Source organism: Gluconobacter sp. OJA, from assembly GCF_039638325.1.
GTDB lineage: Bacteria > Pseudomonadota > Alphaproteobacteria > Acetobacterales > Acetobacteraceae > Gluconobacter > Gluconobacter cerinus.
The window spans coordinates 288,203-303,231 of record NZ_JBDIWI010000002.1 but is presented as its reverse complement, the minus strand read 5'-3'; the positions used below and the strand labels follow the sequence as shown (position 1 = coordinate 303,231).

16 protein-coding genes and 1 tRNA gene are annotated in these 15,029 nt (G+C 49.0%); 12 read left to right on the top strand and 5 right to left on the bottom strand.

Annotated elements, in window-relative coordinates; all coding sequences use genetic code 11:
* Positions 1 to 7: 7 nt before the first annotated feature.
* Complete coding sequence (locus tag ABDK75_RS11840) at positions 8 to 253, bottom strand: hypothetical protein (protein WP_346005983.1); 246 nt, start codon at positions 251 to 253, stop codon at positions 8 to 10.
* Between the two features lie 188 nt (positions 254 to 441).
* A tRNA-Asp gene (locus tag ABDK75_RS11835) sits at positions 442 to 518 on the bottom strand.
* A gap of 313 nt (positions 519 to 831) precedes the next feature.
* On the opposite strand from ABDK75_RS11835, the gene ABDK75_RS11830 reads away from it, so the two are divergent.
* From ABDK75_RS11830 to ABDK75_RS11785, 10 genes are all read left to right on the top strand, one after another.
* Positions 832 to 1,683 (top strand): retroviral-like aspartic protease family protein, encoded by an 852-nt coding sequence (locus ABDK75_RS11830; RefSeq protein WP_346005982.1) that lies wholly within the window; start codon positions 832 to 834, stop codon positions 1,681 to 1,683.
* Positions 1,684 to 1,795: 112 nt separating this feature from the next.
* Entirely contained in the window at positions 1,796 to 3,265 is a 1,470-nt protein-coding gene (locus ABDK75_RS11825; RefSeq protein WP_346005981.1) for a methyl-accepting chemotaxis protein, read from the top strand.
* Positions 3,262 to 3,534, top strand: coding sequence for an STAS domain-containing protein (locus ABDK75_RS11820; protein WP_244591057.1), 273 nt, complete (start codon positions 3,262 to 3,264; stop codon positions 3,532 to 3,534). Before ABDK75_RS11825 ends, ABDK75_RS11820 begins: the two co-directional genes overlap by 4 nt.
* Positions 3,531 to 3,890 (top strand): response regulator, encoded by a 360-nt coding sequence (locus ABDK75_RS11815; protein WP_211501889.1) that lies wholly within the window; start codon positions 3,531 to 3,533, stop codon positions 3,888 to 3,890. The genes ABDK75_RS11820 and ABDK75_RS11815 overlap by 4 nt, the downstream gene beginning before the upstream one ends.
* A complete protein-coding gene (locus tag ABDK75_RS11810) occupies positions 3,887 to 5,896 on the top strand; it encodes a chemotaxis protein CheA (protein WP_346005980.1) in 2,010 nt (669 codons plus the stop codon). The genes ABDK75_RS11815 and ABDK75_RS11810 overlap by 4 nt, the downstream gene beginning before the upstream one ends.
* A 28-nt stretch (positions 5,897 to 5,924) precedes the next feature.
* Complete coding sequence (locus ABDK75_RS11805; protein WP_346005979.1) at positions 5,925 to 6,341, top strand: chemotaxis protein CheW; 417 nt, start codon at positions 5,925 to 5,927, stop codon at positions 6,339 to 6,341.
* A complete protein-coding gene (locus ABDK75_RS11800) occupies positions 6,334 to 7,161 on the top strand; it encodes a protein-glutamate O-methyltransferase CheR (protein WP_346005978.1) in 828 nt (275 codons plus the stop codon). The genes ABDK75_RS11805 and ABDK75_RS11800 overlap by 8 nt, the downstream gene beginning before the upstream one ends.
* On the top strand, positions 7,158 to 8,222 hold the full coding sequence (locus ABDK75_RS11795; RefSeq protein WP_346005977.1) for a chemotaxis response regulator protein-glutamate methylesterase: 1,065 nt from the start codon (positions 7,158 to 7,160) through the stop codon (positions 8,220 to 8,222). Before ABDK75_RS11800 ends, ABDK75_RS11795 begins: the two co-directional genes overlap by 4 nt.
* Positions 8,219 to 8,614: a response regulator gene (locus ABDK75_RS11790; RefSeq protein ID WP_046900048.1), complete on the top strand. Its 396-nt coding sequence runs from the start codon at positions 8,219 to 8,221 to the stop codon at positions 8,612 to 8,614. The genes ABDK75_RS11795 and ABDK75_RS11790 overlap by 4 nt, the downstream gene beginning before the upstream one ends.
* A gap of 94 nt (positions 8,615 to 8,708) precedes the next feature.
* Complete coding sequence (locus ABDK75_RS11785; protein WP_346005976.1) at positions 8,709 to 8,942, top strand: hypothetical protein; 234 nt, start codon at positions 8,709 to 8,711, stop codon at positions 8,940 to 8,942.
* Positions 8,943 to 8,949: 7 nt separating this feature from the next.
* Here the strand turns inward: ABDK75_RS11785 and ABDK75_RS11780 are convergent, their stop codons facing one another.
* From ABDK75_RS11780 to ABDK75_RS11770, 3 genes are read right to left on the bottom strand one after another with little or no spacing between them, the layout of a single operon-like run.
* Complete coding sequence (locus tag ABDK75_RS11780) at positions 8,950 to 9,330, bottom strand: hypothetical protein (RefSeq protein ID WP_046900046.1); 381 nt, start codon at positions 9,328 to 9,330, stop codon at positions 8,950 to 8,952.
* A 33-nt stretch (positions 9,331 to 9,363) separates the two neighbouring features.
* The gene (locus ABDK75_RS11775) at positions 9,364 to 10,260 is read right to left on the bottom strand and encodes a 4-(cytidine 5'-diphospho)-2-C-methyl-D-erythritol kinase (RefSeq protein ID WP_346005975.1); all 897 of its coding nucleotides are present in this window, start codon (positions 10,258 to 10,260) and stop codon (positions 9,364 to 9,366) included.
* Positions 10,257 to 12,020, bottom strand: a complete 1,764-nt coding sequence (locus tag ABDK75_RS11770) for a tetratricopeptide repeat protein (RefSeq protein WP_346005974.1) — start codon at positions 12,018 to 12,020, stop codon at positions 10,257 to 10,259. Before ABDK75_RS11770 ends, ABDK75_RS11775 begins: the two co-directional genes overlap by 4 nt.
* A gap of 54 nt (positions 12,021 to 12,074) precedes the next feature.
* On the opposite strand from ABDK75_RS11770, the gene ABDK75_RS11765 reads away from it, so the two are divergent.
* Positions 12,075 to 12,881, top strand: a complete 807-nt coding sequence (locus tag ABDK75_RS11765; protein WP_346005973.1) for a uracil-DNA glycosylase — start codon at positions 12,075 to 12,077, stop codon at positions 12,879 to 12,881.
* 165 nt (positions 12,882 to 13,046) lie between these two features.
* Positions 13,047 to 15,017: a transglycosylase SLT domain-containing protein gene (locus tag ABDK75_RS11760; protein ID WP_249211420.1), complete on the top strand. Its 1,971-nt coding sequence runs from the start codon at positions 13,047 to 13,049 to the stop codon at positions 15,015 to 15,017.
* Positions 15,018 to 15,029 lie beyond the last annotated feature (12 nt).

The following is a 15,029-nucleotide window of genomic DNA, read 5'->3' as shown; positions in this document are numbered from 1 at the left end:
AGCCGGTTCAGGCCATCGTATCCAGGCTCCTGCTTTTGTCAGTAGCTCCAGACGTGCTGCTTGTTGTGCTTTCAGAAATAATATTGCCGGACGAATCTGTAACTGTGGTGGTGACAGTGCCATCAGCGTTTGTCGTCGTGGTTGTCTCTTCGGCGGAAGAAGAGGAGGACGACGCGTTTGAGCTCTGGCGGGTTGCTGTGGCATAGAGCGCCGACATATTGGAATCGGTACCAAGAGCAGAAATGGAAGACATAAGTGCATCCTGAGAAGATGAGAGGATGCTTAGAGTTTCTGCTTGGGAGGTTAAGAATTTCTTACGAAATTAAAGGCTCTTAGTAGCCAAATGTAACGCTAATTACTGAAAAGATAAAAAACGAAAAATCGCGTTTTTTACTGTAGATTTTTTTTGGGAGGGATTTAGTGGCCACTCTTTAAGGAGAGTGGCGCGAGTGACGGGGCTCGAACCCGCGACCTCCGGCGTGACAGGCCGGCGCTCTAACCAACTGAGCTACACCCGCAAATCGCTTTAGGCGATCTTTGGACCGTCCGTTCGGGGCCGTGTTGGCTTCCTCTCGGTCGGTGGCGGTGATTTAGCAGCGTGCTCTGGGGGTGGCAAGAGCGTTTTTTAAAAAAATGCTTTTTTCGAACAAAAAAAATGACTTGCAGGAAAAACGTGACCTGCGAACAGTGTAACTGTTTGAAACGTTTGATTGGGTACGTGCGGTAATGCGGGTGTTGAAGCGATTGGGAGCCGTTGGACTCCTTTCAGGGGTTCTATCGGCTTGCGCGCCTACCGGGCCTCATAATTGCAAGCTGTATATCAGTGGCGTCATGCCCATCATCAATGAGGCTGGATCGCCGATTGTCCGAGCCGGCATAAATGGGCATCCGGCGGCTCTTATAGTCGATACCGGGGCTACGACTTCTGTAATCGGAAGTGCCTATATTTCGCCGTTTGGACTGGAAGTTATGGGGCCGGTCGGTACCATGACGGGTGTAGGCGGCAGCGAACTCGTTCAGGCTGTTCGCATCAAGAGCTTGGAAATGGGGCCATCCAGCGCCAAGAATTTTGCGGTCATCGCCGGTGGGAAGTTTGGGGGGCATGCTGATGGTCTGCCTGTCGTTGGGCTGTTCGGGCAGGAATTTCTGGCAAACTACGATACCATCGTCGATGTGCCTGATCATGTTGTCCAGTTGGTTCGCACGGAAGACTGTTCGTTTCCGACCCCAGGGTGGGACGGAACAGTCCACAAAATTCCCGTTACCCACTCTTCGACAGATGGATTGAAAACAAGGCTCCAGATCAAGATTAATGGCAAACCAGCCGAGGCCATCCTGGATACAGGTGCTTCCTCAACTCTCGTGACAATGAGTGCAGCACGAAGGGCAGGGGTCACTCAGGCTATGCTGAATAATGATCCCGTCATGCCAGGCTATGGGGTCACGCGAGACCCTATAAAAATCTACCGACATTTCTTTTCTACGCTGGAAATCGGGGACATTGTTTTCAGAAACATCAGACTGGATGTTGTTGATGATCTTTCAGAAAGCGATGTTCTTCTTGGTAGTGACTTCCTGAAGCATTACCGGGTTTGGATCTCTCGGGATGATTATCTTTACGCTCAACATGATAAAGATATTCCTGCTGCAGACGCGGGCCAGAGTACAGCCTCGCAGCCGTAATCTCTGAAAGCCCTGTTAACGGAGTATAAATCAGTCACCGGTAAAACAGCCCTTCATGCCTCTCGTGCCGTGCGGACTTGGGGCAGGTTCTGTTTTGACAGGGTGATCTGGAATGTTCTTTTCGCGCGAGCCTGTACGCCCTGAGAGCAGTGGCATCACATTGCCGCTGCTGTGCGTAATTCTGGCGTTTCCTATGATGCTGCTGTTTGGAGCAGCGTACTGGCGCGTACGAGAAATGTCTGGCTACGGAATTTTAAATTGCCTTGCGCCAGATGCTTTAGTTTTTCTGGGCATAATTCTCTCCGACATTCTGATCTTTTGGAAAGTGTTTCTTCCAGCCAAGCGGCTGTCGTACGGCTTGTCTCAACTGGCAGTTCAGGATGTGTTCTCTTCTAGTAACCCTTTTCCTGATCTCGCTGGCGTGCATGAACGTTTGCTAGGTCTGCAAACTGATCTGGAGAGAAGTCAAAAGCGTGCTGTCGAAGCTCAGGCGTCCATAAAGAACGCTCAGGAAGAAGCTAATCGTTCCCAAAGTGAAGCGATGGCCGAAGCTGGCTCGCGCGATGAGATGATAGACGTACTTGGGGCTGCGTTAAAGAACCTCAAAGCAGGTCGCCTTGACCAGAAACTGGAGGAAGTCTTCCCGGAAAAATACGAGCGCCTTCGACAAGATTTCAATGCGACACTGACTGATCTTCAGAGAATTCTGATGTCTCTGAATGATAGCGTCGGAACAATTTCTTCTGGATCTGCCGAAATTGCGTCTGCCGCCGATGACCTTGCCCATAGGACGGAACAGCAAGTCAGTCGGCTTGAAGAGACGACGCAGTCCGTTGGAAGTGTGACGGAGACGGTCAAGAAAACTGCAGACGCGGCAATGCACGCCAGTATTGTGGTGACCCAGACGCGTGAGCGCGCCGAGAGTTCTCGAGATGTCATGGCAGCAGCAATGGCTGCAATGCTTGATATTCAGCAATCATCCAAACAAATTGGGCAAATTCTGGGGCTTATCGATGATATTACGTTCCAGACAAACCTACTGGCGTTAAACGCTGGCGTAGAGGCAGCCCGGGCTGGAGATGCTGGACGGGGGTTTGCTGTTGTCGCCACAGAGGTGCGAGCTCTCGCTCAGAGATCGGCCAATGCTGCGAAAGATATCAAAAATCTTATTACGTCCAGCACGCAGCAAGTCAGCAAAGGCACAGTCCTTGTTCAGGAAACTGGTGTTGCCATGAAGACCATCGTTGAAAATGTCGGTGAGATCAGCGTGCTAATTGGAGAAATCGCGACTGCTGCGCAAAGCCAAGCAAACGATCTGTCTGAAATTAGCCTAGCAGTAAACCAGATGGATCAGAATACCCAGCAAAATGCAGCGATGGTCGAGCAAGCGACGGCTGCAAGCCATAACCTCAGCAAAGAAGCGCGAGAATTGGTGCAGATTGTTCATCATTTTCATGTCGGCGATCGGAACGTATTTGGAGCCGTTCATGCGCAGGTCGATCATAATATCGTTCCCGTGACCTCTTTATTTTCAACGAATGATTTTCAGACCTCTGATGACGGCTGGGAGGAGTTTCGATGATGACAGTGCTTTGTCTCCCGGCAGATATGGGAACTGCATTTGCAAAGCATTTTTTGCAGCAGCTTAGAGACCAAGCGACAGATATTGTTTTGGATGGTGGCGCTGTCAAACGTCTGGGGGGGCGGTGTTTCGAAATTTTACTCTCAGCTCAAAAAACAGCTCATGGGCGCCAAGCCCGTTTTTTTATTCAAAATCCGTCCGCTGAATTTCAGAAAGCTCTCGAATTGTTGGGAGGCACCTTCCTACTTGAGAAGGAAAATAATCAATGAATATAATGATTGTTGATGATTCTAGAACGATCCGAAATATTCTGCGGAATATATTGGAGAAAGCTGGATATAATGTCTGTCCTGCAGAGGATGGATTGGACGCTCTAGAAAAGCTGAAAGTATTTGATCCGAATATTATTATTACGGATCTGAATATGCCACGAATGGATGGCTTAGAGCTTGTTAAAAAGCTGCGATCCGGACCTAAGACGCAATACGTTCCAATTCTTTTTTTGACGACTGAAGGAAATTCAGAGGTTCGCAACAAAGGACGTGAATCCGGGGCCACGGGATGGCTGTTAAAGCCATTTAATGCAGATCGCTTGCTTGAGACTATTGATCGAGTGTTACCATGAACGATCAAGATGGCTTGGAAGAAATTCGTCAGGTTTTTTTTCAAGAATGCGAGGAACACTTATCTGTACTTGAAGACGAACTCGGAAGCATCGGGACGTCTCCGGATAAACTGTCGAAAATAAATACGATATTTCGTTCAGTTCACTCTATTAAAGGTGGAGCTGCAGCGTTCGGAATGGAAAATCTGGTACGTCTTGCTCATTTATTTGAGGAGGTACTGGAAAAATTTCGATCAGGTCTACTTGATATTGATCAAAGTTCAGTCGAAATTTTTTTAAAAGCGACTGATTTTTTGTCTGATATTGTTTCATTTTATCGATTTGGTACCTCATTATCTGATTCGAATGAAACCTACGCTGATCTCAACCATTATTTAAATGATGGAATCGATCCAGATCAAAATTTGATATTGAATTCCATGGTACCGGAAGAGATAGATGAATTTAAATTTCAGCCGGTCAAAATAGATATCGTAGATCAAAAAGAAAATACGTTCTTTTTTGAAATAAATCCAAAATATTCATTTTATTCGAACGGTGACGATGTAATAAATTTTCTTGTATTTTTACAGAAGAAAGGAATTATTAAGGTTGAATTGGATGCTACTGAAGTTCCGTCTCTGACGCATTTTGAAGCAGAAGTATGCTATCTCAAATGGAAAATAATTCTGAGGACACCTGAAGCCAGGGAGAATATTGAAGAGATATTTGAGTGGTCAGGGGGAGACCTTGGCTGCAAGTTTATCGAATCTCCCTTCTCCAAAGATAATTTAGAATTACAACCTTTACCCATCCCGACGCATGAAAGTTCAAATGATGGTTTAGTCGATCCTGCATTAGTGAATCGAGTTTCTCAATACGAAAATAAAGAGCATTCTACAATTCGTATTGATACATGCAGAGTAGATAAACTCGTAGATTTAGTCAGCGAACTGGTCATTAACCAGGGAGCGATACGGACTCAGATGCAATCAAGTAATGTTTTGCCCGGATCGTCACTTGATATCGCAGTTTCTGAATTGAATCAGCTTACCCAAGAGTTGCAAGAAAATGTAATGGCAATGCGTGCGCATCCCATTAAAGCTGTTTTTCAGCGTATGAACAGAATTGTGAGAGAGGCAGCGCGTCTTTCTGGAAAGCATGTGGTGTTTCATATCGAAGGTGAGGAAGCAGAGATTGACCGATCAATCTTGGAAAAACTTTCTGAGCCCTTAATGCACTTGATCCGAAATGCCATAGATCACGGCCTAGAAGAACCAAATATTAGAAAAAATAGTAATAAAAACAATGAAGGAAATTTATACTTAAGAGCTTTTATTCGTTCTGGACGCTTTATAATTGAAGTAGAAGATGATGGATCCGGATTAAATTGTAGTAAAATTTATAAAAAGGCAATTTCTAAGAAAATTATCATGCCAGGAATTCATCTTGAAAAAGAAGAAATTCAAAATTTAATTTTTTCCCCAGGTTTTTCTACTCTTGATGTTGTTTCGGAATTGTCTGGTCGCGGTGTGGGGATGGACGTAGTAAAGAAGAATGTATCTGAGATAGGTGGAAATATTTCGGTTTTCTCTGAAGACGGAAAAGGAACTAAATTCTCTATTTCCTTACCTATGACGCTTTCTATTATTGATGGTTTAATATTTAAATCTGGAAATCAAAAATTTATTGTTCCAACAAATTATGTTGTTGAAGCCTTTTTATTGGAAGAAAAGAAAATATTAAAAATATCAGAAAATGAGTTAAAGTATTTATACAGAAATGAATTAATACCTATAAATATTAAAGAGAAAAAATATCTATCGATATGTTTAGTTTTGCAAAATGAGAAAAAATCGAACTATGCTATAGTTGTGGATGAATTAATAGACCAATCAAAATTTGTGATAAAATCAATAGAAAAAAACTATAAAAAACTATCCGGATTTTTGTCTTCAACTATTCTTGGAGATGGAAGTGTAGCGCTAATTATTGATGTCGATTCTGGCATCGGTAGTTTTTTATAACTAATTATCTGGAATTGGAATTTAACAGATGTCAAAAAGTCTGGTTTTTTTATCCAATAATCAAGAATACTCTATAGATATATCTTATGTGAAAGAAATAAGAAATTGGATAAAATCAACCATTATTCCAAACTCTCCAGAGTTTGTGGAAGGTATTATAAATATTCGTGGGTCAGTTATACCGCTGATAAATTTTGGTAAAAAAATTAATAGTTGTAATGAAAATATTTTAAAAAAAGCTATTATAATTTTGGAGGGGGATAATAAAATAATTGCCTTTTCTGTCGACGATGTTTCGGAAATACTATCTTACCATAAGGAGGATTTGCGACGAATAAATTTTAATGAAAATTGCTCTTTTTTAGAGGGAATTATTTCTTTTGATGAGAGGAATATATTCAAAATAAATGAGTCGATTTTTATAAGAGAATGCATAAATGATTAATAACAAGAAACTTCTAAGTAAAAAAGATTTATTAACTATCTCAAAAATTGCAAAAAAAATATCTGGAATTCATCTTGATCAAAGTAAAGAATCTACTATTCAATCAGTAGTTTCTCGGAGAATCAGGGAGGTTGATGCTGAAAATATAAATGATTATTTTAAATTAATAGAATCTAGAAAAGGTAAATATGAAAAAGACAAAATGATATCGGCGTTAACAACAAATGTTACGTCATTTTTTAGAGAAAAACATCACTTTTGTTATTTGCATAAATTATTATGCTGTGATTTCCATTCGGAAATAATGAGAGAAGAAGGAATTCGTATTTGGTCTTCCGCCTGTTCAAGTGGAGAAGAAGCCTATTCTGCTGCAATGACAGCAGCTGAAGCAGTAAATTATTCTCATATAAAAAAAATAAAAATTCTAGGTACTGATATTGATCCGGAGATGATAAGGCGAGCTCAAGATGGCATCTATTTCAAAAATAATATTCCAAAAAATTTCTCAGAAAAATTTAATAAATTTTGTGATCTTTCTGGGGAGGAATTCTATTTTTCAAGAAATATTAAGGATTTAGTTTTATTTAAAAAACTAAATATTATTGGTGAATGGCCTTTTCAAGCGAAATTTCATGCAATTTTTTGTAGGAATGTCACAATTTATTTTGATAAAAAAACGACCGATCTTTTGTGGAGAAGGCTGTCTAGTCGTCTTCACATCAAGGGTGAAATTTATATTGGTCACTCTGAGAGAATAACTAATTTTGAAGAATTGGGTCTCCGCCCTATTGGAATAAACGCTTACAAAAAAGTTGTATGATGCAAGTGCACCATAAAATTTCCGGCCCTTACTCCTCGTATTTACCTGTATCAGTCTTGATTGTAGATGATTCGCTTACAAGTCGAGCGCTCATAACGCTTTCATTGAAGAGAGACAAACGCATTCAAGTAGTTGGAACTGCAACTACACCTCTTGAGGCGCGGGATCTGATTATCCGACTGAAGCCGGATGTTTTGACACTTGATGTTGAAATGCCGGGGATGAACGGGCTGCAGTTTCTTGAAAAGATTATGCGTTTACGCCCGATGCCGGTTGTTATGGTTTCCAGCCTCTTATCTCCACATGGGGAAATTACAGAACGGGCTCGGCAAATGGGCGCTGTAAGCTGCTTTTCTAAAATGCCCACTTTGCAAGGCGAGGACGCGTTTGCGGGGCTTGGAGAAGCTGTGGTTCAAGCTTCGTTATCGCGAACAGCGGCCCACTCAGTGAAAAAAGACGTAAGCGATGCCATCGTGGCAATCGGTGCATCTACAGGTGGTGTAGAGGCTCTTTCCGAGGTTTTGCAAAGCTTTCCTGTTGATTGCCCACCCACTGTGATTGTGCAGCACATGCCGTGGCAGTTTTCTGAGAATTTTTCTCAGCGTTTAAACTCCATTTCTCGGCCTCAGGTTAATCTTGTGACCGATTTTTGTCGTCTGGAACGGGGGCTAATTTTGATTGCGCCTGGAGGCGAGGCGCACACGGAAATTGCTTATGATGAAAACACTGCGTCTTACATCTGCCATTTGGTGCCGCGGCCGACAGTGAATGGCCATAGACCTTCGGTGGATGCGCTTTTTCTCTCTGTCGCTCGATCAGCTGGCTCCCGAGCTGTTGGCGTCATTTTAACCGGGATGGAAGCTGATGGTGCGCGAGGGCTACTGGCAATGCGAGAGGCCGGGGCCAAGACAATCGGGCAGGATCAACAGACTTCAGTCATCTATGGCATGCCTAGAGCTGCATTTGAGTGTGGCGCTGTAGAGACGCAACTCCCCTTACCTGAAATAGGCACTGCTATTCTTCGGCTGGCCGATTCCTACAAAATGGAGACTTATCAATGATTTCTGCTTCCTCCATGTCTGTTCTGCTTGTGGATGACCAGACATCCATTCGTTCTCTGTTGAGGAACAGTCTTGTTCAGTTAGGCTTTGTGAAAGTTTCTGGCGTCCGTAACGGGCTGGAAGCTCTTGAACATCTGAATGCAAATCCAACGCATTTGATCATATCCGATTTCAATATGCCGGACATGGATGGTTTGGAGCTGTTAAAAGCTGTGCGCGCGTCGTCTACGATCGGAAAAACGGGTTTCATTATGTTGACGGGGCAGGCCAATAAGGAGTTGGTACAGCAGGCTATTTCAGCCGGAGTAAACAATTTTCTAGCTAAGCCTTTTACCACAAGTTCGCTAAAATCACGGATCGAGGCAGTATTTGGTCCCATCTGTGGAGCGTAACTCTGTGGGTCAGATCAAACTCGCTGTTTTGTTTCAAGGAATGGCACAGCAGTGGGCTCAGGCATCATCTTCATGCAGAAATGCTGAGACCGTCATGCTGGATGGTTGCGGCCAAAACGCGGTTGGCTCTCTGCAGGGACTGGACGTCCTGATGCAGGAGCTTGAGCAAATGAGTGCGCTCTGCCTGCGTCTTTCGAGGCAGTCTGATGTACAGCGTGTGACAATTGCTAGTCACGAAATTGAACAAGTGACCCTGGAGCATCTTCGAGGGATGCTTAAAGGGCACCCTGTCGCTCCGTTCACTGCCGCGGATGTAGAACTATTCTAAGTGTCCCTCAGCTTGGCTGACTAGCGTCGCCAGGTTGGGAGTGAACCATTGTCCGATGCTTCTGGAGGCCGCGTAGAAGCTGCTCCGCATCTGAAGGCGTAAAAACAAAACCGACGGGCCCATATGCAGGGTGCTGAAAGGCCAGCAATGACCCTTCGGTCAGCGCATCAATCTGCAAAGCCCAGTTTGTTTTATACACGGGAGCAAAGCGCGCTCCTTCAATCGGCGCTGGCGGGCGCTTTTCCAGTAGCGCGGTGCGTGCCATCCCCAAGCTGGTAATCAACTGGTTCAACTGGGCTTCGTCCAGAGAAATGTCACCGGTCAGGCCGCTTCCATCCAAAAAGGAGAGAATGATCTTTTGCCCGTCTTCTGAGCGGGTTACCTGCATGCGCGGGTTGCTAGTCATCTCGAGCGCCTCTTTTCAGGGGGTTCCAACGGGAGAATTCTGATGGAATGGACCACTCCATGTCCACCAACCCAAGCGTGTAGCCGTTTGGGTAAGAGCTTCTTCTGCTTCGCGGGCTTTTTGTGGGGTAGGGAAGAGGCCAAAGCAGGTAGCGCCTGATCCGCTCATACGCGACAGAAGGCAATCCGACTGACTTTGAATCGCAGTGAGAACGTCAGAAATAACCGGTGCATGAGCAATCGCGGGTGCCTGTAGGTCATTCGTTGTTTGCAGTAATAGATCCACAAGGTCCCGCATTGACGACCATTGGCTGGGGAGCACCGGTTTTGTACGCTGGACGATACCCCCCATTGCGGCAAAGCTGCGGAAGATATCGGGCGTTGAGACACCAACGCCTGGATTAATCAGCAGAATTCCACCGTTCGGCATTTCTGGTGCTGGGGTCAGAATTTCCCCAATCCCTTCCATGCGTGTCGCTTGCTGGCGAACGCAGACGGGAACGTCGGCACCAAGGGGTTCTGCAAGTGTGCAAAGATCGGACTCTGTTGCGTTCCAGACGCGTGACAGGATGCGCAGCGTGCACGCGGCATCCGCTGAGCCGCCGCCAATACCTGATGCGACAGGTAGATCCTTTTTTAGTGTCAGCCGGTATGCGTCATGGGAGCCGCTTTTTGCCTGAAGCGCACGGGCTGCCTTGAGAACGAGATTGCTGTCGTCGGCTTCAAGGCCTTTGCCAAATCGCCCTTCAATGGACAGAGAAAACCGATCGCACTTTTCTCCCACACTGATTGTGTCGGCTGCCCCGGCGAAGACTGCGAGACTGTCGAGCAGATGATACCCGTCAGGCCGCCGCCCAGTGACATGCAGATAGAGATTGATTTTGGCGTGGGCGGTATCTTGAAGACGGGTCATTTGTTCTGTTCGAATGATTTGAGATGTGGGCCGCCCTGCTGCAGGGCATTCAGAATGAGAGTGCGATCCTGAGGCTGCGGATTGTCATCCAGAGACTGGTTCCATTGATCCTGAGCCTCCGTGTGGCGACCGAGATACCAATAGGCAACGCCCAGATGATAGCCGATTTCGGCATCACTCGAGGCATGCTCCGCAGCTTGAATAAGAATGGGCAGCGCGGTTTTCAGGTCACCTTTGGCCTTGAGAAGGGCCCAGGCGTAGCTGTCCTGAATAGATGGGTCGTTAGGCTGGAGTTCCACCGCGCGCTTAAGCAACTGTAAGGCGTGGTCTTGGTCAATATCGTGTTCGATACTGGCATAACCGACGAAGTTGAGAACTTCTGGCTGGTCAGGGGCGAGTTCCAGCGCATGGTGCATATCTTCCTGCATCATGGCCCAGTCTCCGTTTTCCTGGGCGGCCATTGCGCGACCGAGAAGTATCGGCCAGGCAATCTCTTTGCGAGGAGGAGAGGCCTTGAGAGCTTTCGTATAAAGATCGATCGCCTCGACATGATGGCCCATCTGATCCTGAACTTCAGCCAGTTGAACCAGAAATTGCGGGTTACCCGGAAGCAGGGTCAGCGCGCGATGAAGCGCATCGGCCTGAAGTGGAAGATCGTGGGAGCGGCTGGCCAGATTGACTCGCTCCTGGGCAGCCAGCGCTGCCAGAGAGTCCGTGCTGGAAACCGAATTGAGTGTCTCGAGGCCCTTCGAGATCTGATTGCCGTCACGGAAGGTGTCGGCAAGGAAAATGCGTGCAACCGTCAGGGTGGGATCAAGGTAGAGGGCCTGTTGCAATGCGATGATGGTCGGATCGTGAGGAATGCCTTCCTGCTGAATAACGTCCGTGATCATCAGGGCAAGTTGCAGGTTCAGAATTGCCGCACCTTGAGAGGGAGAAAGGGGAGGTCGTTTTTTCAGGTTATGCTGAAGTGGCCCAATGATCATGGAGGCAAGAGGGGAACTCACGCCCAGTGCAGCTGCGGCATCAAGTGCCGCCTTATGCTGGCCCTGATTTTCAAGCCAGCCACCATAAATCTGGGCGTAAAGAATCTGGAGTGTCAGCGGATCATCGGGGCTGTTGCCAGTCTTCTGATAGAGAAGTTCCGCCTGATGTTGAGAAGGCAGTCGCTCCGCAATCAGCGCGGCATGGAATTGGTACAAGCGGCGTGTAGGGGCGAAGGTTGCAGCGGCGTTGAGGGTGGAGAGTGCCTGCTCGACATGGCCTTCGTCTGCCTGCGCCCATGCCAGAAGAACTGGCGTTGCAACAGAGACCAGAGGGCCTCGATGGTTGTTGCGGCTCAGCGTCTGGCGCATTTCCGTCCAGGATTTCCGAGTAACCGCGTTCTGGGCAAGGACGAGGGTGGCAATATCGCTGGCGGGAAGCGTTTTGGCGAACGTCACAGCCTCATCTTCATGTCCCGTCATGGCGGCGTAGCGCAGAGCATCTTCGCGCAGCTTCAGATCGCGGCAAGATAACGTCAGGACATGTGAAAGCGCGTTATAGGCAGCGTCGATCTCTCCGCGCTGCATCATGACGCTCGACGCCAGCAGCCATCCGGTCAGGGATTTCCCGGGATCAATAGCGGGCAGTGTTTCCGGAGGAGGGGCCGCAAATGCTGAGGGCAGGAGGGTTCCCGCCAGCAGAAGTGCCAAGAGACCCGCGCGAAGCGAGTGCGAAAAAACCGGAATTGATCTGGGCCAGCCGCGCGTGATCTGCATAATGGGTCAATTCTAGACCGCATGCGGTCATACGCCAACCTGAACGGATTTTTCATGACACCCCAGCCTGTTCCGAGCCGGGCAGAACTGCTTGCCGCGCTACAGCTGCAATATGACTGGGGTGTGGACGAGGTTCTTTCGGAAGAGACGATTGACCGCCTCTCTGATGTGCCTCGGAGTCTGCCTGCCCGAGTGGACACCTTACACGCCCGACCAGCGTTACCCAGAGAAGTGCCGTCGCCTGCACCTGTCTCGCCGGGGCTGGAACAGGCACGTGATCTGCCTGCCCTGATTCGGGCGAGCGAAACGCTTGATGATCTGTTTCTGGCGCGGACGGCAACGCACCGGCTCAAGCCCGTTTTTGTCGATGCTGCTCGTTTCATGCTGATCGGAGAGACGCCGGACGCGGATGAAGATCGCTCAGGAGAACTTTTTGCGGGGCGTGCCGGTGAGCTGCTGGATCGAATGCTGGCCAGTGCAGGGCTGGAACGCTCCGTGCTCTCAATGGCACCAGCCGTTCCATGGCGGCCGCCAGGAGGGCGTGGTGTAACGGATCAGGAGATGCGGTCCTGTCGTCCGTTGCTGTTGAAAACGATCGCCCTGTGCCGGCCACCGTTTCTGGTGACGATGGGAGTAACGCCTCTACGGCTGCTTCTGGGGGATCAGGCCATGCTGAATCGGCTGCGTGGAAAATGGACGGAAATTCGGATTCCCGAGCTGGATGCACCGGTTGCTCTGCTGCCTATGCGACACCCGTTACAACTCGCTGCCAGCCCTGCTGCACGCCGGAATGCGTGGCAGGATCTTCTGGTTTTGATGGAGCGATTGAGTGCGGAAAATACAGAACTAAATAAGTCCTGATTTAAGCCTGTAAAAAACTTCGCGAAAACGCAAAAAACTACTCGAAAACAGGTGTTTGCCACTGGATTGTTCCAGTGTGTGACGATATCATCGCTTAGTCCGAGGCTCTGTTCTGGTTAACCAAAACTTGCCAGCGTGCCAGAAACCGGGTAGCACCCGGCGGCTATGCGAAGGATTACCCCTTTCATCTCAGGTGGCACGGCGCGAGCGTTGCTTGTGAGTGTGCTGATTCTGACCGGTGGAACTTTTTCCCCGGTGCGTGCTGACGGTGTGCAGACTCTGCCGCCTCAGCCAGACCATGCTGGCGATGAAACAGCGTTTGCAGAAGCCCGTCCCAGCCTCGGTGGGGACGGCATTGTATCGCTGCCACACCCTCTGACGGCCACTATGGCCAGTCGATATCGTCTGATCCTGCAGGCGCAGCGTCGTGGTGACTTGCAAGAAGCCATGGAGCAGACGCGTTTGCTTACGGATCGCGTCCTGCTGGGCGATGTTCTGGCAGATCGCTATCTTGCGCCTGGTGCTCATCCAGGGGCGGACCAGCTTCGCGACTGGTTGAAAAACTATTCAACTCAACCGGACGCCCCTGCAATTCAGGGGCTTCTGGTAAGGACTGCTCCGGCAGGCTCCGTTCAGGTCCAGACTTTTGTGAGGTCGCTGGCGCCTGAAGATCGTCCTGAAACCGTTCACCTGCCCAATAGTTCCCCCGCGGACCCATTGGCGCATGCCTTTACCCGTAATCCTCTTCTGGATCGTACGGTTCAGGAGCGGGTGATGCAGGGTGTGAAGGGCGCAGCCAGCGCACTGCACCTTGTGGATATTACGCCCGGCATGACCCCTGCCTATGCAGGGCAGCTTTACGGAGAAATTTCTCTGGGGCTGCTTTCACAGGGAGATGCTCAGAGCGCTCTGCGTCATGGTTGCGCTGGCTTCGAGCGAGGAGGCCATCAGGTTGGTCTTCCTGCTTATGTCGCTGGTCTGGCTGCTTGGCGTCAGGGACATCTTGATGCGGCCTATGAGCTGTTTGAATCGGCGGCAAATGCTCCAGTTACATCGCCCGAGCTTCACGCAGCCGCGGCGTTCTGGGCCGCGCGTGCAGAAATTCGCCGTCACGCAATGGCGGCATATGTGTCCTGGCTCCATCGTGCAGCGAACCATCATGAAACATTTTATGGGATGCTCGCCGCTCAGACACTGGAGCTTGGACGTAAGGGTCATGCCCGCCTGCCAGACAGCGTAACAGAAATCACGCTCCATGATCCTGTTCCGGTTCTTGGGGAAATTGACGTCGAGGCCATCAGTGCGCTCCCACAGGGCCGACAGTTGTTTGCCCTGCTTCAGATTGGCGAGCGTGCACGTGCCGAGGCGCTGATGCGGCGGATGTGGACGGACGTGGCGCCTGATAGTGCGCGGTCCCGGTCCTTGCAGTTGGTTGCCCAGACTGCCGGATTTGAAGATCTGTCCGAACAGCTTGCGTCGCTCATCATGAATGGGGAAAACCGGCCACAAGCGGCTGGTGCGGATCTGCCGATGCCTCGTCTCAAGCCCAATCATGGCTTCCGGATGAACCCGGCTCTGGTTTATGCCCTCACGCGCGTTGAATCGAATTTCGATGCTGCCGCTACATCCGGGGCGGGTGCGCATGGGCTGATGCAGATCCGGCCGATCACAGCAAGCTTCATCACACTGCATCACCAGACATATGATGCCCATGGAATGGCTGTCATTCCCGTGCCGCCTGACATGGTAAATCGCCTCCACAACCCGTCATCCAATCTGGAGATTGGTCAGCTTTACGTGCTGTACCTGGCCTCTCAGTCGAGCCATACATCTTTGTCGGCGCGCCCTGAGGGCGGGGATCTTGTACGGGTTCTGGCGTCTTACAACGCAGGGCCTGGCGCTATCGCCCGGTGGGAAAGTGCACAGACGGCCGATCTGCATGATCCGCTGTTCTTTATGGAAACGCTGCCCAACACGGAAACGCGTGACTATGTGCATCGCGCCCTGACCTACACGTGGCTGTATGCGCATAAAATGGGGCTCTCATCGCCGTCTCTGAAAGCGCTGACGCATTCCGAGTGGCCATCATTTGGCGCGGAACAGGCTCTGGCTCATGAGCAGATGGCGCTGAACTAAGAATAAAAAAGA